We start from the raw sequence: 21,012 nt of genomic DNA, 5'->3' as shown, positions 1-21,012 counted from the left end.
CATGCCGACCGACAACGAGTTCCGCCAACCGGTGGGCGACGAGGTGCCGGACTGGACCCCGCGCGAGCGCCCCGCGCCGGTGACCCTGACCGGTCGCTACGTCACGCTCGAGCCGGTGGCAGCCGCTCACGCCCAGCCCCTGTACGACGCCCTCTGCGGCCCCGACGACCGCGCGCGCTGGACCTACCGGCCGACCGAGCCGCCCACCGACATGGCCGAGATGGCCCGGCTGGTCGCGGCCCACGCCGGCGACCCGGAGACGGTGACCTTCGCGATCCGGCCCGAGGGCCGCGAGGCCGAGGGGCTGGCGACGTTGATGCGCCTCAATCCCGACCACGGCCAGGTCGAGGTCGGCGGGGTGCTCTACGCCGGCACGCTCGAGCGCACCCGGGCCGCCACCGAGGCGATCCACCTGCTGATGGCCCACACCCTCGACGAGCTCGGCTACCGGCGCTTCGAGTGGAAGTGCGACAGCCTCAACGAGCCGTCGCGGCGCGCGGCGGCCCGGCTGGGCTTCACCTACGAGGGCCGGTTCCGCCACCACCTGGTGGTCAAGGGGCGCAACCGCGACACCGACTGGTTCTCGGTCACCGACGCCGAGTGGCCCGCCGTGCGGGCCGCCCACGAGGCCTGGCTCGACCCCGCGAACTTCGATGAGGCCGGGCAGCAGCTCAGTCCCCTCCGCGTCACCCTCCCAGGCCCTCGTCCCGCGCCCTGATCATCGCGGTGGCCCGGTCGGGCACGGCCAGCTTGGTCAGCACGTTCGAGACGTGGTTGCGCACGGTCTTGGGGCTGAGCACCATCCGCCGCGCGATCGTCGCGTTGTCGTAGCCGCGGGCCACCAGGTCGAGGACCTCGCGCTCGCGGTCGGACAGCTCCGGGAACGGCAGGCGTACGGCGGTCCGCCCCGCCATCATGCTGGCCATCGCCCGGGCGGCGACCTGCGGGCCGAGGATCGCCTCGCCGTCGGCGACCGCGCGGATGCCGCGCTCGACCTGCTCGGGCGAGGAGCTCTTCAGCAGGTAGCCGCGCGCACCGGCCCGGATCGCCGCCACCACCGACTCGTCGTCCTCGTCCATGGTGACGACCAGCACGGCCAGGTCGGGGAGGCTCCGGACCAGGTCGCGGGTGGTCTCGATGCCGGAGTCGTCTCCGAGGTGCAGGTCCATCAGCACGACGTCGACGCCGTCGTCGACCCGCTCCCTCGCCTCGGCGGCCGACGCGGCGTGGGCGACGACCGTGATGCCGGGCAGCGAGTCGAGCAGCCCGGCCATGCCGAGCCGGAAGACGGGGTGGTCGTCGACGACGGCGACGCGGATCTCGCTCACGGGCCTGTTCCTACCAGCCCGGGGTCGGTCGCGGACCCGGAACGGACCCGCGACAGCTGGTGGTCGAGGGACCGGACCGCCTCGACCGCGAGGTCGACCTCGGCCTGGAGGTGAGCCAGGAGCTCCAGTCCCGCCTCCGGATGGTCGGCCAGCAGGTTGCGGGCGCCCTGCAGGCCGAGCCGGATGCCGGCCAGCGCGGGCCCGAGCCCGTCGTGCACGGCCCGTCGTGCCTCCGCGAGGAGGGCGGGGTCGAGGGCGGGACCCCGGGCGGACCCGTCGTGAGTCGGGTCCGCCCGGGGCCGACCTCCGTCCGTGGGCCGGCGCCCCGCGGTCGCCTGCAGGGGGGACGGGGCAGCGGCGACCGCGTCCGACGTCACGGGCGGTCTAGGAGTGCCCCGGCCGGTCACCGAGCGCGAAGCCGGCGCCGAGCACGAGCACGAGGACGGGGCCGGTGAAGCCGGCCAGGTACTGCAGGGGCGACACGCCGGCCAGGGTGGTCACTCCGCCGAGCAGCGCCGCCGCCCAACCGATCCAGCGCGGCGCCGCGGCGTGCCGCAGCGCCGCCACCGCGACGGCCAGCCCGGTCACGCCGGCGCCGACCCAGAGCCAGGGGACGGTGCCGGTCCAGTGGGCGACGACGGCACCGAACTCGGGGTCGAGCGCGAGGTCGTCCGAGGTCAGCCCGAAGACGATCTCGGTGGTGAAGGCGACCCCCATCAGGGCCGCGACCGACGTCAGCAGCAGCCCGCCGGCGGCCACGTCGGGCGTCAGGCTGCCGGCCGGGGCCTGGCGCTGGAGGCGGCGGCGCAGGCCGGCGGCGAAGACGAGCAGCAGCAGGCTGGCCGCCATCATCGTGCCGTGCAGCACGAGCAGTTCCGGGACGAAGGCGTCGAGACGCTCGGTGATGCGGGCGGCGTCGCCGACGTACGCCTCGTCGTAGACGGCGTCGATGGTGGCGGAGGTCTGGATGCCGGCGATGCCGGCCAGGCCGGCGACCGCGCCGGTGACGGCCCAGGTCCGTCCGGGGGTGGTGGTCATGGCGGCAGCGTGGTCCGCCTGGCGTCCCGAGCGGCAGGGCGCGGCGTCCCCACCTGCCGGGCGGTCGTCGCGCGCGTGCGCGCCGACGGCGGGGGTACCGTCCCGGCATGAGCATCCCCGAGGCCGACAAGGAGCGCCTGGACGGCCACGCCGTCGAGGCCGAGCTGCTCGAGGACTGGCGGGTGATGTTCTCCGCGCTGCACGCCCGCTTCCGCACCGGTGACTTCGCCACCGGGCTGGCCCTGGTCAACGCGATCGGCGAGGCCGCCGAGGCCGCGAACCACCATCCGGACGTCGACCTGACCTACCCGCTGGTGACGGTCCGGCTCGCCAGCCACGACGTCGGCGGCATCACCGCCCGCGACGTCCGCCTGGCCCGCGCGATCTCGGACGCCGCCGGCCGGCTCGGGGCCGACGCCGACCCCGCGAAGGTGTCGGTCACCGAGCTCGCGCTCGACACCCACGACCGCCACGAGATCATGCCGTTCTGGGCGGCGGTGCTGGGCTACGAGACGTCCGCGGGCGACGACCGCGAGCTGGTCGACCCCGACGGCAGCCGTCCGACGCTGTGGTTCCAGGAGTCCGACCACCGCTCGCCCGAGGGCGTCGAGCAGCGCTTCCACCTCGACGTCCGGGTGCCGCCGGAGACCGCGGAGCAGCGGATCCGGGCAGCGGTCGACGCCGGCGGCCGGCTGGTGAGCGACGGCCGTGCGCCGTCGTACTGGGTGCTGGCGGACGCGCAGGGCAACCAGGCCTGCATCACCACCTGGCTGGGCCGCGAGGTCTGACCGCATCCTGGGACCGCCGTCCCGCATCCTGGGACGCCCTGTCAGACTGGTGACGCGACGAGACCCGACGGGCTACCGTGGTCGCATGCGCCAGGACCTTCTTGTACGCACGCGACGCGCCCGCTGACCCGATCAGCCAGCGCGTCACCCCTCGTTGCCCAGCAACCGAGGGGTTTTTTGTTGCCACAGATACACCTCGGGACCACGGGTAAGGAAAGCAAGGAATGAGCGAGATCACGGGCGCACAGAGCCTGATCAAGTCGCTGGAGGCAGCGGGCGCCGAGAACGTCTTCGGCATCCCGGGAGGAGCGATCCTCCCGGCGTACGACCCCCTCATGGACTCCACGATCCGCCACATCCTCGTCCGCCACGAGCAGGGCGCGGGCCACGCGGCCCAGGGGTACGCCGCCGCCACCGGCAAGGTCGGCGTCTGCATGGCGACGTCCGGGCCGGGCGCGACCAACTTGGTCACGCCGCTGGCCGACGCCCACATGGACTCGGTCCCGCTGGTGGCCGTGACCGGACAGGTCGGCGCGTCGCTGATCGGCACCGACGCTTTCCAGGAGGCGGACATCCGCGGCATCACGATGCCGATCACCAAGCACAACTTCCTGGTCACCGACCCGGCCGAGATCCCGCAGAAGATCGCCGAGGCGTTCCACATCGCCTCGACCGGCCGGCCCGGCCCGGTGCTGGTCGACGTGGCCAAGTCGGCCCTCCAGGCGACGACCACCTTCGCCTGGCCGACCGAGCTGAACCTGCCCGGCTACCGCCCGGTGACCCGCCCGCACGCCAAGCAGATCCGCGAGGCGGCCCGGCTGATCCTCGAGTCGCGGCGCCCGGTCCTCTACGTCGGCGGCGGCACCATCCGGGCCCGCGCCCACCGCGAGCTGAAGGTGCTGGCCGAGCTCACCGGCATGCCGGTCGTGACCACCCTGATGGCTCGGGGCGCGTTCCCGGACAGCCACCCGCAGCACCTCGGCATGCCCGGCATGCACGGCACCGTCGCGGCGGTCGCCGGGCTGCAGAAGAGCGACCTGATCATCAGCCTGGGTGCCCGCTTCGACGACCGGGTGACCGGCAACCTCGACTCCTTCGCCCCCGGTGCCAAGGTCATCCACGCCGACATCGACCCGGCCGAGATCGGCAAGAACCGCTACACCGACGTCCCGATCGTCGGCGACTGCCGCGAGGTGATCAGCGACCTGATCGTGGCGCTCAAGGCCGAGGCCGACGCCGGTCACACCGGCGACTACGAGGCCTGGGTCGAGTTCCTCGCCGGGGTGAAGAAGAAGTACGCCCTCGGCTACGACACTCCCGCAGACGGCTCGCTCGCCCCGCAGTACGTCATCGAGCGGCTCGGCGCGATCGCCGGTCCCGACTCCATCTACACCTCGGGCGTCGGGCAGCACCAGATGTGGGCGGCGCAGTTCATCGGCTACGAGAAGCCCAACACCTGGCTCAACTCGGGCGGCCTCGGCACCATGGGCTACTCCGTGCCGGCCGCGATGGGCGCCAAGGTCGGTATGCCCGACACGACCGTCTGGGCGATCGACGGCGACGGCTGCTTCCAGATGACCAACCAGGAGCTCGCGACCTGCGCGATCGAGGGCATTCCGATCAAGGTCGCGATCATCAACAACGAGTCGCTCGGCATGGTCCGGCAGTGGCAGACGCTCTTCTACAACGAGCGCTACTCCAACACGAACCTGCAGCGGCACGGCGGCCCGGTCCGGATCCCCGACTTCGTGAAGCTGGCCGACGCCTACGGCTGCGTGGGCCTGTCCTGCGACAGCCCGACCGACGTGGACGCCACGATCGAGAAGGCGATGGAGATCAACGACGTCCCGGTCGTGGTCGACTTCCGCGTGCACCGCGACGCGATGGTCTGGCCGATGGTCGCCGCCGGCACGAGCAACGACGAGATCAAGTACGCGCGGGACCTCGCGCCCGACTTCGACGAGGACGACCTCTAAGCCATGACCCGACACACGCTCTCCGTCCTCGTCGAGGACAAGCCCGGCGTCCTGGCCCGGATCGCCGGCCTGTTCAGCCGCCGCGGCTTCAACATCGACTCCCTGGCCGTCGGCCCGACCGAGCACCCCGAGGTCTCGCGGATGACCATCGTGGTCAACGTCGAGGGCTCGCCGCTCGAGCAGGTCACCAAGCAGCTCAACAAGCTGGTCGAGGTCATCAAGATCGTCGAGCTCGACCCGACGGCCTCGGTCAACCGCGAGCTGCTCATGGTCAAGGTCGCGGCGACCGCCGAGACCCGCGGCCAGGTGCTCGACACCGTCCAGCTGTTCCGGGCCAAGGTGGTCGACGTGGCCACCGACGCGGTGACCATCCAGATCACCGGCAACGCCGCCAAGCTGGCCGACTTCCTGCGCGTGCTGGAGCCCTTCGGGATCCGCGAGCTCGTGCAGTCCGGCATGGTCGCGATCGGGCGCGGTTCCCGGTCGATCTCCGAGCGCTCTCTGCGCCCGGTGGCCATCCCCGCACCTCCCGCCGCGGTCTGACCGACCGCGCGCGGCTCGCCGTACCCAACGAAATAACAACGAAGGAGAAGCCCACCGTGGCTGAGATGTTCTACGACGACGACGCCGACCTGTCCCTGATCCAGGGCAAGAACGTGGCGGTCATCGGCTACGGCAGCCAGGGCCACGCCCACGCGCTGTCGCTGCGCGACTCGGGCGTCGACGTCCGCATCGGGCTGCAGCCGGGCTCGAAGAGCCGCGCCAAGGCGGAGGCCGAGGGCCTGCGCGTCCTGACGCCGGCCGAGGCCGCGGAGGAGGCCGACGTCATCGTCATCCTCGCGCCCGACCAGCACCAGCGGAAGCTGTACGCCGAGGAGATCGCCCCGCACCTCACCGCGGGCGACACCCTGGTCTTCGGCCACGGCTTCAACATCCGCTTCGGCTACATCACCCCGCCCGAGGGCGTCGACGTCTTCATGGTCGCCCCGAAGGGTCCCGGCCACCTGGTCCGTCGCGAGTACGTCGACGGCCGCGGCGTCCCGGTGCTCGTCGCCGTCGAGAAGGACGCGTCGGGCAACGCCTGGCCGCTCGCCCTGTCCTACGCCAAGGGCATCGGCGGCCTCCGCGCCGGCGGCATCAAGACCACCTTCACCGAGGAGACCGAGACCGACCTGTTCGGCGAGCAGGCCGTCCTGTGCGGTGGCGCCTCCCAGCTGGTCATGTACGGCTTCGAGGTCCTCACCGAGGCCGGCTACCAGCCCGAGGTCGCCTACTTCGAGTGCCTGCACGAGCTGAAGCTGATCGTCGACCTCATGTACGAGGGCGGCATCGCCAAGCAGCGCTGGTCGGTCTCCGACACCGCCGAGTTCGGTGACTACGTCTCCGGCCCGCGGGTCATCACGCCCGACGTGAAGAAGAACATGGAGGACGTGCTCGCCGACATCAAGAACGGCGCGTTCGCCGAGCGGTTCATCACCGACATGGACAACGGCTCGCCGGAGTTCACCAAGTTCCGCGAGCAGGGCGAGTCGCACCCGATCGAGAAGACCGGCCGCGAGCTGCGCAAGCTGATGGCCTGGGTCAAGAGCCACGACTCCGACTACGTCGAGGGCACCTCCGCCCGCTGATCCACCGCTCCACCTGTCCCACCCGCCGAGCCGGCGCACCCCTGGTGCGCCGGCTCGCGCGATTCTCGGGACGTCGGCGCGAACCGATCGGACCTCCGGAGCATCGGACCTGGTGTCAGCACCGCCGATCCCGGGAGGAACCATGACCGCGTCACCGAACGCGCTCGCCACCGCCGTACTCGTCCTGGCCGGGCTGGGTGCCGCGACCGCGCCGGCCTCCGCGCAGGCGGCACCCGAGAGCTGCCAGGGGAGGACGCCCACGCTCGTCGCGACCGCCGACGCCGAGAAGCTGCAGGGCACCGAGGGGGCGGACGTCATCAGCATCGTCGGCTTCGACCGGGTCGAGGTCGACGCGCGGGGCGGCGACGACCTGGTCTGCAGCAGCGCCTGGTCGGACTCGGTGGTCCGCGGGGGCGCGGGCGACGACACGCTGCAGGACGTGCTCACGAGGCCCCGGGCCCGGTACGACGGGCGCACCCGGCTGCTGGGCGGCCCCGGGGCCGACCTCCTGGTCGGGGCGGGTGGCTCGAGGACCATGGCGAGCTACGAGGACGACCGCACCGGGGTCACGATCCGGTTCGACACCGGCTCGGTCGTCGCGGCGGACGGCACCGACGCGCTCCTGGGCATCCGTGTCGCGGCGGGCAGCCCGTACCGCGACACGGTCGTCGGGAGCGACGGCCCCGATGGCTACACCTCGGCGCTCGAGTACGACGGCGACCTCCAGGGCGACGTGATCGACCTCGGCGCGGGCGACGACTCCGTCTCGGCCTTCCACTCGACGGTGGACCTGGGGCCGGGGGACGACGAGGGCAGCGGTCTCGACTCGGTGATCCGCGGTGGCTCCGGCGACGACACTTTGGAGATCGAGCTCTCGGGGACCGCGGTGGGCGGTCCGGGTCGCGATGTCCTCACGGGCCGCGCGGACATGGACCTCGGCGGTCCCGAGCCCAGCCGGATCCGCCTCCTGGGCGGCCCCGGGGCCGACCGGCTCTCGATCCCGTTCGCGGGGCAGGAGGCGCCGGTGGACTGCCCGGAGTACTGCACCCGCGGTCGCGTCGCCGGTGGCACCGGGCGCGACACCCTCGTGCTGAGCCGGCCCGGCTCGGTCGTCGACCTCGCCGCGCGTCGCGGACGGGTGCCCGGTGGCCGGTCGATCCTGAGGTCGATCGAGGACGTGAGCGGCAGCAGGTACGGCGACGTCATCCGCGGGAGCGCCAGGGCCAACCGGATCGGCGGGGGGCGCGGCGACGACGTCCTGCTCGGCGGCGGCGGGGACGACCGGCTGAGCGGCGGCAGCGGGCGCGACCGGGCCGACGGTGGCGTGGGGCGCGACCACTGCCGCGCGGAGGTGACGACGTCGTGCTGAGCCTCAGGACGGTCGCGTTAGCAGCCCTGGCGGCGCCGCTCCTGGCGGCCGGGGTCGGTCCGGCGGGGGCCGCCGTACGGCTGTGCCAGGGCGAGGAGGTCACGATCGAGGCGCCCGCGAGCGGCACGACCGTGCGCGGCACGAAGGGGCCGGACGTCATCGACGGGATCGGGCGCAACAGCATCACCATCCTGGGTCTCGGCGGGGACGACGTCATCTGCTCGGGTCCCGGGGTGGCCGTGGTCATCGAGGGGGGCGACGGCGCGGACCGGATCGAGGGCGGCGACCGTGCATACGAGGAGGTCGGCCACGCGGAGGTGGTCGCGCTCGCGGGCGGAGCGGGGGACGACGTGCTGAGGATCCTGACACCGGGCACTCTCACCGGAGGCCCGGGGAACGACCGGTTGGTGGTCGAGGGCGTCGAGACCCTCGCCTCGGTGGAGGTGGAGCCCGGGCCGGGGGATGACGTCGTGGTCGGCGGCGGGCGCTCCACCACGCTGATCCTCGGGGGGACGAGCGGGGTGCGGATCGTGGTGCCGGACGGTGTCTCCGACGGCGAGGGCCACGACACGTTCAGCGGCGTCCGGCGCTTCGTCGGGACCGAGGCGTCCGACAGCTTCGTCGGTGGCGCAGGCCCGGACGACTTCACCGGTGAGCAGGGGAAGTTCGACGGTGCGCCGGACATGGCGGTCGGCGGCCCGGGCCGCGACAGCCTCGACCTGCGAGGCTCGGCGTTCGGGCAGGCCGGGCGGGACTCCCTGCGGGTGCGGGGAAACGGCTCCGTGGCGGACGGCGGCCCGGGGTCCGACTTCCTGGCAGCGCTACCGAGCCGAGAGTGCGCGATGCGACGCTGCCGCATCGAGCTGAGAGGCGGCGTCGGGCGGGACCTGGTCCACTTCGAGTCCAGCGCCGGGCGCGGCGTCCGGGTGGACCTCGCACAGGGCCGGGCCCGGCACGGCCGGTTCGTCAGCGCCCTGCGCAGCGTGGAGGACGTCGTCGGCACCAAGCGCCCGGACGTCCTCCTCGGCAACGAACGGTCCAACCGGCTCGCGGGCGGGAAGGGCCGCGACGTGCTGAACGGCCGTGGTGGGCGGGACCTGGCCGATGGCGGGCCCGGGCGCGACCACTGCCGCGCAGAGGTGAGGCGTTCCTGCTGATCAGGCGTGGATCGTCGTACACGGGGAAAGTTCCGGAAAGTAAAGAAACGCGTGACCGACTCGGAGGACAGATGAGCAAGCAGGGACGCAGGAGCACGGTTCAGGCGACGCTAGCGGCGTCGGGGCTGGTGGTCGCGGGCGTGGGCTTCGCGGTGACGGGCCCGGCCGCGCAGGCGGCTGGCGAGCAGTGCCAGGGCCAGGACGCCACGATCGTGGCGACCGCTGACGCCCAGACGCTGACGGGGACCGACGGCGCCGACGTGATCCACACCGGAGGCTTCACCGGGGTCAAGGTCAAGGGCGGGGGCGGCGCCGACATCATCTGCGCGATCGCCGGCACGCGCGCCGATCTCGACGGCGGGGAGGGCGACGACGTCCTGGTCGACGTCGCGACCGGTGCCGGCACCGGCCGGGGCACCAAGATCTTCGCCGGTCCCGGGAAGGACCAGTTCACCGGCGTCGCGAGCACGGTGCTGACCTTCGAGAAGGCCACCGCCGGCGTCACCGTCGACCTGGCGGCCGGCACGGTGACCGACGGCGGCGACACCGAGACCGTGACCGGGATCAACCGGGTCCGTGGGAGCGCCTTCGCGGACACCTTCACCGGCACCGCGGCAGCGGATGTCTACGTGTCCAGCATCGGGCCCAGCTATGCGACCGACGGCGACACGATCAGGACCGGCGGTGGCAACGACACGGTGACCGCGTACGGCGGGACCGTGGACGCCGGGTCGGGCAGCGACCGGGTCCTCGCGTACGCCGCGGTCGTCGAGGGCGGATCCGGGCGCGACACCATCGACCAGCGCTACGGCGGTACGGCGAACGGCGGCTCCGGCGCCGACGTGCTGACCGCGGCCAGCTCGCTCAAGGAGGGCGGCCCGGTGACGGCCCTCCCGTCCGTGCTGAACGGTGGCGCGGGCAACGACGTCCTCTCGCCGGTCTTCGCCAGTGGGGCCGGGAAGGCCTTCGTCCGCGGCACCGTCGACGGTGGCGAGGGGAACGACATCCTCAGCCTCGTGGGTCGGCGCCAGGGCATCGTCGACCTGCAGTCGGGTGAGTCCGGCCGGGTCCGGGTCGCGGGCGGCCGTTCCAACCTGGCCTCGATCGAGTACGTCCGCGGCAGCGGCGTGCGCGACATCATCCGCGGCGACGACGGCCCCAACCGGATCTCGGGCAACGGCGGCGACGACGCGATCAACGGTCGCGACGGCAACGACATCCTCGACGGCGGTCCGGGCCGCGACGTGGTCAAGGGCGGGCTCGGCAACGACGTCTGCCGCAACGCGGAGCGCCGCGTCAGCTGCTGACGGCCGCGCCGCGGGCGGGAGCCACGCGGCCCGACCGGGCTGCGCCGGGGCCTGGGGGAGACCGAGGAGGTCGCTCACCCAGGCCCCGGTCACGGCCGGCGGGTCCGCGCCGTGACGGGACGGGCCGTCCGCGGGGCGAGGTCGTCCCGACCTAAGCATTGATGTAAGCTGCCTAAACACATTAGGCAGAGGAGGCGGGCATGGCTCGCGCGGGACTGACGCCGGACCGGGTGACCCGGGCCGGGGCGGAGCTGGCCGACGAGGTCGGCTTTGCGCACGTCACGGCCTCGGCCGTCGCGCGCCGGGTCGGGGTCCAGGTAGCGAGCCTGTACTCCCACGTCCGGGGCACCGACGACCTGCGCACCCGCATCGCCCTGCTCGCGCTCGAGGAGCTGGCCGACCGCGGGGACGCGGCGCTCGCCGGCCGCGCGGGCCGGGACGCCCTGGTCGCGTTGGGCGACGTCTACCGCGACTACGCCCGCGAGCACCCGGGACGGTACGACGCCGCCCGACACCGGCTCGACCCGGCCACGGCGGCGACCAGCGCCGGTCCGCGGCACGCGGCGCTCGCACGCGCGGTGCTGCGCGCCTACGACCTGACCGAGACCGACCAGACCCACGCGGTCCGGCTGCTCGGCAGCGTCTTCCACGGCTTCACCAGCCTGGAGCTCGCGGGCGGGTTCGACCACAGTGCGCCCGACGCGCAGGAGAGCTGGGTCCGCGTCCTCGATGCCGTCGACACGATGCTGAGGAGCTGGACCGCATGACTGATCACCTGAGGGGGACGCCCATCACCCCCGACCTCGTCCGCGGGGCGATCGAGCTCGAGGAGACCGCCACCGGCCTGCAGCCGCACCGGCTGCCCGCCTGGGCGCGGGCCCAGGTCGCCGACGGCCAGCTCGCGATGGCTGAGTCGCAGCCCTCCGGCGTACGCCTCGTGCTCCGGACGACGGCCACGGTGGTCGAGCTCGACACGATCCCCACCAAGCGCGCCTACGCGGGCGTGCCCCCCCGGCCGGACGGCGTCTACGAGCTGCTGGTCGACGGCGAGCCCGCCGGCAGCGCCACCGTGCCGGGCGGCCGGACGCTGGTCATCGACGTGGCGGCCGGCTCGTTCGACCTCCAGCCCGGTGAGCCCGGGACGGCGCGCTTCGCCGGCCTGCCGGACCGCGACAAGGTGGTCGAGATCTGGCTCCCGCACGACGAGACCACCGAGCTGGTCGCGCTCCGCGCCGACGCGGCCGTGGCTCCGGTGCCCGCCGACCGCCCGGTCTGGCTGCACCACGGCAGCTCGATCAGCCACGGCTCCAACGCGACGACGCCGACCGGCACCTGGCCGGCCGTGGCGGCGCGGCTCGCCGGCGTCGACCTGGTCAACCTCGGGTTCGGCGGCAGCGCGCTGCTCGACCCGTTCACGGCCCGCACGATGCGGGACGCCCCGGCCGACCTGATCAGCGTCAAGATCGGGATCAACCTGGTCAACGCCGACCTGATGCGGCTGCGCGCGTTCACGGCCGCGGTGCACGGGTTCCTCGACACGATCCGCGAGGGCCACCCGGCGACGCCGCTGCTGGTGATCTCGGCGATCCACTGCCCGATCCACGAGGACACCCCCGGGCCGGCCGCGATGGACCCCGCCGCGATGGCCGAGGGTCGGCTGGCCTTCCGCGCCACCGGCGACCCCGCCGAGGTGGCGGCCGGCAAGCTCACGCTGGGCGTGATCCGGACCGAGCTGGCCCGGATCGTCGCCCAGCGCGCCGCGGCCGACCCGCAGCTGCGCTACCTCGACGGGCGCGAGCTCTACGGCCCCGCCGACCACGACGAGCTCCCGCTCCTCGACCAGCTCCACCCGGACGCCGCCACCCATCGCCTGATGGGGGAGCGGTTCGCGAAGCTGGGGTTCTAGGAGATGCCCGCGGCCCGGTCCAGCTCCTGGAGCAGGTCGTGGGCGGCGACCTCGACCTGCTTGTGGCGCCACTCGGCGGCGCGGTAGACGCAGGCGATCAGGCCGGATCGGTGCACGCGGCGGAAGTCGCCGTACCCGAAGGCGTGGCGGGCCTTGGTCTCGTCGTTGGCCCCCGCGGTCAGGCCGAGGTGCCAGGCGGCGTACTCGTCCCAGGTGTGGCGGTCGAGGAAGGTGTTGGCCGCCTCCGCATCGGGCTGGACCTCGCCCCAGTCGCTGTCGAGGACGTACTGCCGCGCCGCGATCAGCGACCGCACCTTCGCCACCGCGGCGTCGTTGACGTCGTACCGAGCCATGCCCGGCAGTCTTCCGCGCAGCGAGCGAGCCCGAAACCCGTGGCACCGCGGACGGGCCGGTGCCTAGGCTCGGCCGCATGTCGACCGTCACCCCGTCGCGGGGGACCGAACCCTGCCGCCCGGGTTCGCGCACCCGCACGCCTCGGAGGAGGCACGGGCGGTCGCGGAGGCCGGCCTGATCCTGCGGGTCCAGGTCGGCTCCGGCGTGCACGGCACCTCGATCAGCGGGCAGGACGACCGCGACGAGATGGGCATCTGCCTCGAGCCGGCCCGGTTCGTCACCGGCCTGGCCCGGGTGCCTCGCGGCATCGACGACCCCGACCGCGAGGTCGAGTTCGAGCAGTACCAGCGCCACACCGTGTGGGACCGACCCGGTGGGCTGGCCAACCGCTCGGGGGCGGGCGACCTGGACGTGGTCGTCTACTCCGCGCGCAAGTGGTGCCGCCTGGCGCTCGCCGGCAACCCGACCGTCCTGCTCGCCCTGTTCGTCCCGGACGAGGAGGTCGTCTTCCGCGACGAGGCGGGGGCCGAGCTGGTCGCCAACGCCCACCGGTTCGTCTCGCGGCTGGCGGCCGAGCGGTTCCTCGGCTACCTGCGGTCTCAGCGACAGGCGATGGTCGGCGAGTCCGGGGCGCACACCAACCGTCCCGAGCTGGTGGCGGTGCACGGCTACGACACCAAGTTCGCCATGCACGCACTGCGGCTCGGCTTCCAGGGTGTCGAGCTGCTCACCACCGGCCGGATCACCCTGCCGGTCCCTGAGCCCGACCGCGGCTACCTGCGCGCCGTACGGCGGGGCGAGGTCGCCTGGACGAGGTGATGGCGGCCGTCGACCGCGCCGAGCACCGCCTGATCGAGCTGGCCAGCAGCGCCGACGTGCCCACCCGCCCCGACCACGCTTGGGTCGACGCCTGGCTGCACCGGTCTCACCTGGCCTACTGGGCCGGGGGACCGCTCACCCGACGTACGCCGCCAGGTGCTCACCCGTGAGCGTCGACCGGGCGGCGACCAGCTCGGCGGGTGTCCCCTCGAAGACGACCGTGCCGCCGTCGTGGCCGGCACCGGGACCGAGGTCGATGATCCAGTCGGCGTGCGCCATGACGGCCTGGTGGTGCTCGATCACGATGACCGTCTTGCCGGAGTCGACGATCCGGTCGAGCATGCCGAGCAGGTTCTCGACGTCGGCGAGGTGCAGACCCGTCGTCGGCTCGTCGAGGACGTAGATGCCTCCCTGGTCGCCCAGGTTCATCGCCAGCCGGACCCGCTGGCGCTCGCCGCCGGAGAGAGTGTTCAGCGGCTGGCCGAGCCGGAGGTAGCCGAGGCCGACGTCCTCGAGCCGGGCCAGGATCGACGCGGCCGCCGGGGTCCTCGCGTCCCCGTCGGCGAAGAACGCGTGCGCCTGCGTGACCGGCAGGTCGAGCACCTCGGCGATGTTGAGGCCGCCCAGGCGCAGGTCCAGCACGGCGGCCTGGAAGCGCTTGCCGTCGCACTCCTCGCACGGGGTCGAGACGGTGTCCATGAACCCGAGCTCGGTGATGATCACCCCGGCGCCCTTGCACGCCGGGCAGGCGCCCTCCGAGTTGGCGCTGAACAGGGCGGGCTTGACGCCGTTGGCCTTGGCGAAGGCCTTGCGGACGGGCTCGAGCAGACCCGTGTACGTCGCCGGGTTGCTGCGCCGGGAGCCTTTGATCGCGGACTGGTCGACGGTCACCACGCCGTCGCGTCCGGCGACGTACCCGTGGATCAACGAGCTCTTGCCGGAGCCCGCGACCCCCGTCACGACCGTGAGCACGCCGAGCGGGATGTCCACGTCGACGTCGCGGAGGTTGTGTCGGTCCGCGCCGCGCACCTCCAGGACGCCGTTGCGCTCGCGGACCGAGGCCTGGAGGGTGGCGCGGTCGTCGAGGTGCCGGCCGGTGAGGGTGCCGCTGCGCCGCAGGCCCTCGACATCGCCCTCGAAGACGATCTCGCCGCCGTCGCTGCCGGCGCCGGGGCCGAGGTCGACGACGTGGTCGGCGATGGCGATGCTCTCGGGCTTGTGCTCGACCACGAGGACCGTGTTGCCCTTGTCGCGCAGCTCGAGGAGCAGTTGGTTCATCCGCTGGATGTCGTGGGGGTGCAGCCCGATCGTGGGCTCGTCGAAGACGTAGGTCACATCGGTGAGGGCCGAGCCGAGGTGCCGCACCATCTTGGTGCGCTGCGCCTCGCCCCCGGAGAGGGTGGAGGACGGCCGGTCGAGCGAGAGGTAGCCCAGCCCGATCTCCACGAACGAGTCGAGCAGGTGCAGGAGGGCTTGGACGAGTGGGGCGACGCCGGGCGCGTCGATCCCGCGCAGCCAGCCGGCGAGGTCGGTCACCTGCATCGCACTGACCTGACCGATGTCGCGGCCGCCGATCGTGGACGACCGGGCCGAGTCGTTCAGGCGGCTGCCGGCGCAGGAGGGGCAGGTCCCGAAGACCGCCGCCCGCTCGACGAACGCCTTGACGTGCGGCTGCAGGGACTCCGGGTCCTTGCTGAACATCGACTTGCGGATCTTGGGGATCAGACCCTCGAAGCTGATGTTGATCTTGTCGACCTTGACCTTGCGCGGCTCGGCGTACAGGAGGTCCTCGCGCTGGGCCGCCGTGAACGTGCTGACCGGGACGTCGGGGGGTACGACCTCCTTGTACGGCGCCACCATCCAGCCGTCGGCGGTGTAGCCCGGCACCAGGATCGCGCCGTCCTCCAGCGACCTGGACTCGTCGACGATCACCGACAGGTCGAGCTCGGAGGTGGTGCCCCGTCCCTCGCAGGTCGGGCACATGCCGCCGAGGTAGGTCTGCTGCTTGATGACGTTCTTCTTGCCCGACTCCGTGACGGAGGCGCCGCCGACCTTGGTGGTCGGGATGTTGAACGAGAACGCCGTCGGCCCGCCGATGTGGGGCTCGCCGAGTCGGCTGAAGAGCTGACGCAGCATGGCGTTGGCGTCGGTCACCGTGCCGAGGGTGGAGCGCGGGTTGGCCCCCATCCGCTCCTGGTCGACCAGGATCGCGGTCGTCAGGCCCTCGAGTACGTCGACCTCCGGGCGCGGGAGGCTCGGCATGAAGCCCTGGACGAAGGTCGAGTAGGTCTCGTCGATGAGCCGTCGCGACTCCGCGGCGATGGTGCCGAAGACCAGTGAGCTCTTGCCGGACCCCGAGACGCCGGTGAACACCGTCAGCCGGCGCTTCGGCAGCTCGACGCTGACGTCCTTGAGGTTGTTGACCCGGGCGCCGTGCACCCGGATCAGGTCGTGGCGGTCGGCGGTGTGCTCCGTCGTCATGGCCGTGACCATAGTCGGAGTAAATCGGACCCGGCGTGCGTTGCACCGGACATGCAGATCGAGATCTGGAGCGACGTCGTGTGTCCGTGGTGCTTCGTCGGCAAGCGCCGGCTGGAGTCGGCCCTGGCGGACTTCGAGCACCGTGACGACGTCGAGGTGGTCTACCGCTCCTTCGAGCTCGACCCGAGCGCGCCCCGGCACGGCCACGAGCTGACGACCGGCGTGATCGCGAGGAAGTACGGCCGCAGCGAGGACGAGATGCGCGACATGCAGCAGCAGCTCATCGACACCGCAGCGGCCGACGGACTGGAGTTGCGGCTCTTCGAGAACGTGCACACCAACACGATCGACGCGCACCGCCTGCTCCACCTGGCCCTGGAGACCGGGGGCCCGGCGCTGCAGCGCGAGCTGAAGGAGGCGCTGCTGACGTCGTACTTCACGCGTGCCGAGGACGTCGGTGATCACGACGTGCTCACCGCGGTCGCCGTGGTGACCGGCCTCGACGCCGCGCGGGTGTCCGAGGTCCTGGTCTCCGACGAGTACGCCGACGCGGTCGCGGCCGACATCGCCCAGGCCCGCGCGTACGGCGCCACCGGCGTGCCGTTCTTCGTCGTCGACAAGAAGTACGGCGTCTCCGGCGCCCAGCCGGCCGCGGTCTTCGCGCAGGTGCTGGACACGGCCTGGACCGAGGCGCACCCGGTGCTGCAGTCGGTCGGCGGCGACGCGGACGCGTGCGGTCCCGACGGCTGCGCGATCTGAGAGACACGTATCACTTAGGCGAACCTAAGTAGGCAGGCGTACGCTCGTCGTTCGTGCTCGCCAACTACCTGATCGGCCTCCGCGAGGGCCTCGAAGCCGGCCTGGTGGTCAGCATCCTGGTGGCCTACCTCGTCAAGACCGACCGACGCCACCTGCTCCCGCGGATCTGGGCGGGCGTGGGGGTCGCCGTCGTGATCAGCCTGGCCTTCGGCGCCGCCCTGACCTACGGCCCGCAGACCCTGACCTTCGAGGCACAGGAGCTGATCGGCGGCACGCTGTCGATCGTCGCGGTCGGCTTCGTGACCTACATGATCTTCTGGATGGCCCAGGCCGCGCGCAGCCTCTCCGGCGAGCTGCGCGGCCGCATCGACGAGGCCGCCGAGGGCGGGCGCTGGTCGCTGGTGCTGGTCGCCGTCCTGGCCGTCGGTCGGGAGGGTCTGGAGACCGCCCTCTTCCTCTGGTCCGCCACCCGCGCCGGCACCCGCGACGCCGGCGGCGTCGCGCCGCCGACCTGGGAGCCGCTGCTCGGCGCGGCCCTCGGCATCGCGACGGCCGTCGTCCTGGCGGCGCTGATCTACCGCGGCGCGGTGTCGATCAACCTGTCGCGGTTCTTCACCTGGACCGGTGGCTTCCTCATCATCGTGGCCGCCGGCGTCCTCGCGTACGGCGTCCACGACCTGCAGGAGGCGCGCTTCCTGCCCGGGCTGAACAACCTCGCGTTCGACGTCTCGGACACCGTCGACGTGAACAGCTGGTACGGCGCGCTGCTGAAGGGCGTCTTCAACTTCTCGCCCGCCACGACCTGGCTCGAGGCCGCGGCGTGGGTGCTCTACGCCGTCCCCGTCATGACTCTCTTCCTCCTCGGCGTCCGACGCCGTTCCACTCCCATCCAGAAGGAAAACGCCGATGCGTAAAGCGCTCATCGTGACCGCGCTGCTGGTCGCGGCCCCGGCCCTCGCGGCCTGCACCGAGAACACCGACAACGGCGGTGGGGGCGGCGGCTCCGACGACGTCCGCGCCCTGAGCGTGAACTCCTCGGCCGACGCCTGCGAGCTGTCGGCGACCGAGGCGCCAGCCGGCACGCTCACCTTCGACGTGACCAACACCGGCGACCAGGTCACCGAGTTCTACCTGCTCGGCGAGGACGGCCTGCGGATCGTCGCCGAGGTCGAGAACATCGGTCCCAACCTCGACCGGAAGCTCACCGTCAACGCGCCCGCCGGCGAGTACGTCACCGCCTGCAAGCCCGGCATGAAGGGCGACGGCATCCGCGACACGTTCACGGTCACCGAGTCCGACGAGGACGTGAAGGTCTCGACCGACGAGCAGGAGCTGATCACCGCGGCGCAGACCAACTACGCCGCCTACGTGCAGGACCAGTCCGACCAGCTGCTGGTGAAGACCCGCGAGTTCGTCGAGCTCTACGAGGCCGGTGACGACGACGCCGCCCGCGAGCTCTACCCGGTCGCCCGCACCCACTGGGAGCGGATCGAGACCGTGGCCGAGTCGTTCGGCGACCTCGACCCGATGATGGACGCCCGCGAGGCCGACCTCGAGCCCGGCCAGAAGTGGACGGGCTGGCACCTCATCGAGAAGGACCTCTGGCCGGCCCGCGCCAAGGGCTACACCGCGCTGACGCCCGATGAGCGGACGACGTACGCCCAGGACCTGCTGACCAACACCGAGACCCTCGACGGCCGGATCCAGGACCTCGACTTCACCGTCGACCAGATCGCCAACGGCTCGCGCGGGCTGCTCGAGGAGGTCGCGACCGGCAAGGTCACCGGCGAGGAGGAGTACTGGTCGCGGACCGACCTGTGGGACTTCCAGGCCAACGTCGACGGCGCCAAGGTCGGGTACGACGGCGTCCGCCCGCTCGTCGAGCAGAAGGACGCCGCGCTCGCCGAGCAGCTCGACGCCCGGTTCGCCGAGCTCCAGGAGCTGCTCGACGCCGAGCGCTCCGGCGACGGCTTCGTGTTCTACGACGAGATGAGCGCCGACCAGGTCAAGGGCCTCTCGGACGCGGTCAACGCGCTCTCCGAGCCGCTCTCACGGCTCACCGCTGCGGTTCTTTCCTGAGTCCTGGCTCATGATGATCCCGTGACTCGACTCTCCCGCCGTGGCCTCCTCGGTGGCGGCGCTGCCGCCGCCGGGGTGGCGGGCGCCTTCGTGGCCGGCCGGGCCTCGGAGGCGTCGCCGTCGTCCGCCGGTCCGGCGCGCGAGAAGACCTACCCGTTCCGCGGCGAGCACCAGGCCGGCATCGACACCCCGGTCCAGGACCGGCTGCACTTCGCGGCCTTCGACGTACGGACGGAGTCGCGCGAGGAGCTGGTCGCGCTGCTCCAGGCGTGGACCGAGGCCGCCGACCGGATGACCGGGGGAGGACCGGCCGGTCCGGTCGGCCCGGTCGAGGGTGCGTCGAACCTGCCGCCGGACGACACCGGCGAGGCGATTGGGCTGCCGGCGAGCGGGCTGACCATCACCTTCGGCTTCGGGCCGTCGCTGTTCCGCGACGCGTCCGGCCGTGATCGGTTCGGGATCGCCGACCGCCGGCCCGAGGCGCTGGCCCGGCTGCCGCACTTCCCGGCCGACAACCTCGACCCGGCCCGCTCCGACGGGGACCTGTGCATCCAGGCCTGCGCCGACGACCCGCAGGTCGCCGTGCACGCCATCCGCAACCTGGCCAGGATCGGCTTCGGGACCGTCGCGGTCCGCTGGTCGCAGCTCGGCTTCGGCCGCACCTCCACCACGTCGGTGGGGGAGGACACCCCGCGCAACCTGTTCGGCTTCAAGGACGGCACGGCCAACGTGAAGTCGTCGGAGGCCGCCGCCCTCGACAAGCACGTCTGGGTCGCCGCCGGCGACTCGCCCGGCGACTGGCTGGCCGGCGGCTCCTACCTCGTCGCCCGCCGGATCAACATGACCATCGAGGTCTGGGATCGCCAGCCGCTCGGCGACCAGGAGAACTTCGTCGGCCGCACCAAGGACTCCGGCGCCCCGCTCTCCGGCGGCTCCGAGTTCACCGAGCCCGACTTCGACCTCCCCGGCTCGAACGGCCCGGCGATCCCCACCGACGCCCACGTCCGCGTCGTCCACCCCGACCTCCACGACGGCGCCCGGATGCTGCGCCGCGGCTACAACTTCGTCGACGGCACCGACGCCCTCGGCGGCCTGAACGCCGGCCTCTTCTTCATCGCCTACGTCCGCGACCCCCGCACCCACTTCATCCCGATCCAGAACGCCATGGCCCGCTCCGACGCCCTCATGGAGTACCTGAAGTTCACCGGCTCCGCCCTCTTCGCCGTCCCTCCCGGCGCCGCCCCCGGCGAGTACGTCGGCCAGTCCCTCTTCGGCGGTTGATCCCCCGGTGGTCGAGCAGCGAAAGACGAAGTCCTGAACGCCCGTCGAGACCCCCGCAGCCAACAAGCGACATCGTTCGGACCAGTCGCCCCTCCGGTGGTCGAGCAGCGAGGCCGCGCTAGCGGTCGAGCGTCCGTCGAGACCCCCGCAGCCAACAAGCAACCTTTCGGTAGGGCGGTCCCTGCCGCGGCGTCTGCTCGCTGCACCAGGCCGGTTCAAAGACTTTTTACAGAGACAAGGGGGCTCACCGTCCGCGGTGATCAAGGGCCATCACGAGGCTGCTTCTGGCTTTCGGTTCCTTGGGGTCGACCGTTCGAACAAGGCTGTGAACAACCATCGCATTCGATCACCTGTTCGACTAGAATGGGGCCATGGCTCGGGACCTCGACGACTGCGACACCGCTGCGGCGGTGCTGTCGTACGTGCGCTTCGAGCGACGAGACGAGCTGCGCGCGGCCGCGAACCAGCTCGCTGCTGCGGTCGCCTGGGCCGGCATGCACTCCACCGGCTCCCTGCAGGATGCGGCAGCGGTGTGGATCCCTGGTTGTGAGGACGAGATGGCCATCGCCGGCCCCGGCGCACCCTTGATCGCGGAGTTCAGTGTGCTGGAGTTCTCCGCCGCGCTGGGCCTGTCGTCGGACTCGGGGCGGATCTACCTCGGCCACGCCGTCGAGCTCGCCCACCGCCTACCGCGGGTCTACGAACGCGTCCAGTCGTTGGACCTGCCGGTGTGGAAGGCCCG

Annotated in this window: 20 protein-coding genes and 1 pseudogene; 16 read left to right on the top strand and 5 right to left on the bottom strand. The window is 72.3% G+C overall.

Annotation, left to right across the window (positions count from 1 at the left end):
- The first annotated feature begins 1 nt into the window (after position 1).
- Positions 2 to 718 carry a GNAT family N-acetyltransferase gene (locus tag V7S47_RS04480; protein WP_336560449.1) on the top strand — a complete coding sequence of 239 codons (717 nt, stop codon included), beginning with the start codon at positions 2 to 4 and terminating at the stop codon, positions 716 to 718.
- Here the strand turns inward: V7S47_RS04480 and V7S47_RS04475 are convergent.
- The 3 genes from V7S47_RS04475 to V7S47_RS04465 form a co-directional block, all read right to left on the bottom strand.
- Positions 687 to 1,328 (bottom strand): response regulator transcription factor, encoded by a 642-nt coding sequence (locus V7S47_RS04475; protein WP_336560448.1) that lies wholly within the window; start codon positions 1,326 to 1,328, stop codon positions 687 to 689. The genes V7S47_RS04480 and V7S47_RS04475 overlap by 32 nt on opposite strands.
- Positions 1,325 to 1,546 carry a histidine kinase gene (locus V7S47_RS04470; RefSeq protein ID WP_336560447.1) on the bottom strand — a complete coding sequence of 74 codons (222 nt, stop codon included), beginning with the start codon at positions 1,544 to 1,546 and terminating at the stop codon, positions 1,325 to 1,327. The genes V7S47_RS04475 and V7S47_RS04470 overlap by 4 nt, the downstream gene beginning before the upstream one ends.
- A gap of 166 nt (positions 1,547 to 1,712) precedes the next feature.
- Positions 1,713 to 2,366 carry a hypothetical protein gene (locus tag V7S47_RS04465; protein WP_336560446.1) on the bottom strand — a complete coding sequence of 218 codons (654 nt, stop codon included), beginning with the start codon at positions 2,364 to 2,366 and terminating at the stop codon, positions 1,713 to 1,715.
- A 107-nt stretch (positions 2,367 to 2,473) separates the two neighbouring features.
- Between V7S47_RS04465 and V7S47_RS04460 the strand changes: the two genes are divergently transcribed.
- The 9 genes from V7S47_RS04460 (at position 2,474) to V7S47_RS04420 (ending at position 12,497) form a co-directional block, all read left to right on the top strand.
- Positions 2,474 to 3,154: a 4a-hydroxytetrahydrobiopterin dehydratase gene (locus V7S47_RS04460; RefSeq protein ID WP_336560445.1), complete on the top strand. Its 681-nt coding sequence runs from the start codon at positions 2,474 to 2,476 to the stop codon at positions 3,152 to 3,154.
- A gap of 224 nt (positions 3,155 to 3,378) precedes the next feature.
- A complete protein-coding gene (locus V7S47_RS04455) occupies positions 3,379 to 5,130 on the top strand; it encodes an acetolactate synthase large subunit (RefSeq protein ID WP_336560444.1) in 1,752 nt (583 codons plus the stop codon).
- A 3-nt stretch (positions 5,131 to 5,133) separates the two neighbouring features.
- Positions 5,134 to 5,673 carry an acetolactate synthase small subunit gene (gene ilvN / locus V7S47_RS04450; RefSeq protein WP_090853093.1) on the top strand — a complete coding sequence of 180 codons (540 nt, stop codon included), beginning with the start codon at positions 5,134 to 5,136 and terminating at the stop codon, positions 5,671 to 5,673.
- Between the two features lie 56 nt (positions 5,674 to 5,729).
- On the top strand, positions 5,730 to 6,758 hold the full coding sequence (gene ilvC / locus V7S47_RS04445; protein ID WP_336560443.1) for a ketol-acid reductoisomerase: 1,029 nt from the start codon (positions 5,730 to 5,732) through the stop codon (positions 6,756 to 6,758).
- A 142-nt stretch (positions 6,759 to 6,900) separates the two neighbouring features.
- Positions 6,901 to 8,127: a hypothetical protein gene (locus V7S47_RS04440; RefSeq protein ID WP_336560442.1), complete on the top strand. Its 1,227-nt coding sequence runs from the start codon at positions 6,901 to 6,903 to the stop codon at positions 8,125 to 8,127.
- Positions 8,121 to 9,284: a calcium-binding protein gene (locus V7S47_RS04435; RefSeq protein WP_336560441.1), complete on the top strand. Its 1,164-nt coding sequence runs from the start codon at positions 8,121 to 8,123 to the stop codon at positions 9,282 to 9,284. The genes V7S47_RS04440 and V7S47_RS04435 overlap by 7 nt, the downstream gene beginning before the upstream one ends.
- A 71-nt stretch (positions 9,285 to 9,355) precedes the next feature.
- Positions 9,356 to 10,591 (top strand): calcium-binding protein, encoded by a 1,236-nt coding sequence (locus V7S47_RS04430; RefSeq protein WP_090853087.1) that lies wholly within the window; start codon positions 9,356 to 9,358, stop codon positions 10,589 to 10,591.
- Between the two features lie 200 nt (positions 10,592 to 10,791).
- The gene (locus V7S47_RS04425) at positions 10,792 to 11,358 is read left to right on the top strand and encodes a TetR/AcrR family transcriptional regulator (RefSeq protein WP_090853081.1); all 567 of its coding nucleotides are present in this window, start codon (positions 10,792 to 10,794) and stop codon (positions 11,356 to 11,358) included.
- Positions 11,355 to 12,497: a GDSL-type esterase/lipase family protein gene (locus V7S47_RS04420; protein WP_336560440.1), complete on the top strand. Its 1,143-nt coding sequence runs from the start codon at positions 11,355 to 11,357 to the stop codon at positions 12,495 to 12,497. The genes V7S47_RS04425 and V7S47_RS04420 overlap by 4 nt, the downstream gene beginning before the upstream one ends.
- On the opposite strand, the gene V7S47_RS04415 is transcribed toward V7S47_RS04420, so the two are convergent.
- A complete protein-coding gene (locus V7S47_RS04415) occupies positions 12,494 to 12,850 on the bottom strand; it encodes a hypothetical protein (RefSeq protein WP_336560439.1) in 357 nt (118 codons plus the stop codon). The two genes, V7S47_RS04420 and V7S47_RS04415, sit on opposite strands and share 4 nt — an antisense overlap.
- 112 nt (positions 12,851 to 12,962) lie before the next feature.
- On the opposite strand from V7S47_RS04415, the gene V7S47_RS04410 reads away from it, so the two are divergent.
- Entirely contained in the window at positions 12,963 to 13,670 is a 708-nt protein-coding gene (locus V7S47_RS04410; protein WP_336561002.1) for a DNA polymerase beta superfamily protein, read from the top strand.
- 135 nt (positions 13,671 to 13,805) lie between these two features.
- On the opposite strand, the gene V7S47_RS04405 is transcribed toward V7S47_RS04410, so the two are convergent.
- Complete coding sequence (locus tag V7S47_RS04405; RefSeq protein ID WP_336560438.1) at positions 13,806 to 16,151, bottom strand: excinuclease ABC subunit UvrA; 2,346 nt, start codon at positions 16,149 to 16,151, stop codon at positions 13,806 to 13,808.
- A 51-nt stretch (positions 16,152 to 16,202) separates the two neighbouring features.
- Between V7S47_RS04405 and V7S47_RS04400 the strand changes: the two genes are divergently transcribed.
- The 5 genes and pseudogenes from V7S47_RS04400 to V7S47_RS04380 all read left to right on the top strand — a co-directional run.
- Positions 16,203 to 16,910: a DsbA family oxidoreductase gene (locus V7S47_RS04400; RefSeq protein ID WP_336560437.1), complete on the top strand. Its 708-nt coding sequence runs from the start codon at positions 16,203 to 16,205 to the stop codon at positions 16,908 to 16,910.
- Positions 16,911 to 16,963: 53 nt separating this feature from the next.
- Entirely contained in the window at positions 16,964 to 17,824 is an 861-nt protein-coding gene (gene efeU / locus V7S47_RS04395; protein WP_336560436.1) for an iron uptake transporter permease EfeU, read from the top strand.
- Positions 17,817 to 18,989, top strand: coding sequence for an iron uptake system protein EfeO (efeO, locus tag V7S47_RS04390; protein WP_336560435.1), 1,173 nt, complete (start codon positions 17,817 to 17,819; stop codon positions 18,987 to 18,989). Before efeU ends, efeO begins: the two co-directional genes overlap by 8 nt.
- 21 nt (positions 18,990 to 19,010) lie before the next feature.
- A complete protein-coding gene (efeB, locus tag V7S47_RS04385; protein ID WP_336560434.1) occupies positions 19,011 to 20,270 on the top strand; it encodes an iron uptake transporter deferrochelatase/peroxidase subunit in 1,260 nt (419 codons plus the stop codon).
- Between the two features lie 371 nt (positions 20,271 to 20,641).
- Positions 20,642 to 21,012, top strand: a pseudogene (locus tag V7S47_RS04380) (HNH endonuclease signature motif containing protein); the annotation flags it as partial.

Source organism: Nocardioides sp. CCNWLW216, assembly GCF_037120545.1.
Classification (GTDB): domain Bacteria; phylum Actinomycetota; class Actinomycetes; order Propionibacteriales; family Nocardioidaceae; genus Nocardioides; species Nocardioides lianchengensis.
Note: the sequence above shows the minus strand (reverse complement) of the source record. Positions and strands in the feature narration are given on the sequence as shown.

What these genes read in the sequence shown, in the direction of transcription:
- V7S47_RS04420 (WP_336560440.1), top strand. Translation starts at nt 11,355, where the DNA reads ATGACTGATCACCTGAGGGGGACGCCCATCACCCCCGACCTCGTCCGC.
- V7S47_RS04425 (WP_090853081.1), top strand. Translation starts at nt 10,792, where the DNA reads ATGGCTCGCGCGGGACTGACGCCGGACCGGGTGACCCGGGCCGGGGCG.
- efeO (WP_336560435.1), top strand. Translation starts at nt 17,817, where the DNA reads ATGCGTAAAGCGCTCATCGTGACCGCGCTGCTGGTCGCGGCCCCGGCC.
- ilvN (WP_090853093.1), top strand. Translation starts at nt 5,134, where the DNA reads ATGACCCGACACACGCTCTCCGTCCTCGTCGAGGACAAGCCCGGCGTC.
- V7S47_RS04405 (WP_336560438.1), bottom strand. Translation starts at nt 16,151, where the DNA reads ATGACGACGGAGCACACCGCCGACCGCCACGACCTGATCCGGGTGCAC.
- V7S47_RS04455 (WP_336560444.1), top strand. Translation starts at nt 3,379, where the DNA reads ATGAGCGAGATCACGGGCGCACAGAGCCTGATCAAGTCGCTGGAGGCA.
- V7S47_RS04465 (WP_336560446.1), bottom strand. Translation starts at nt 2,366, where the DNA reads ATGACCACCACCCCCGGACGGACCTGGGCCGTCACCGGCGCGGTCGCC.
- V7S47_RS04400 (WP_336560437.1), top strand. Translation starts at nt 16,203, where the DNA reads ATGCAGATCGAGATCTGGAGCGACGTCGTGTGTCCGTGGTGCTTCGTC.
- V7S47_RS04430 (WP_090853087.1), top strand. Translation starts at nt 9,356, where the DNA reads ATGAGCAAGCAGGGACGCAGGAGCACGGTTCAGGCGACGCTAGCGGCG.
- V7S47_RS04460 (WP_336560445.1), top strand. Translation starts at nt 2,474, where the DNA reads ATGAGCATCCCCGAGGCCGACAAGGAGCGCCTGGACGGCCACGCCGTC.
- V7S47_RS04480 (WP_336560449.1), top strand. Translation starts at nt 2, where the DNA reads ATGCCGACCGACAACGAGTTCCGCCAACCGGTGGGCGACGAGGTGCCG.
- V7S47_RS04440 (WP_336560442.1), top strand. Translation starts at nt 6,901, where the DNA reads ATGACCGCGTCACCGAACGCGCTCGCCACCGCCGTACTCGTCCTGGCC.
- V7S47_RS04415 (WP_336560439.1), bottom strand. Translation starts at nt 12,850, where the DNA reads ATGGCTCGGTACGACGTCAACGACGCCGCGGTGGCGAAGGTGCGGTCG.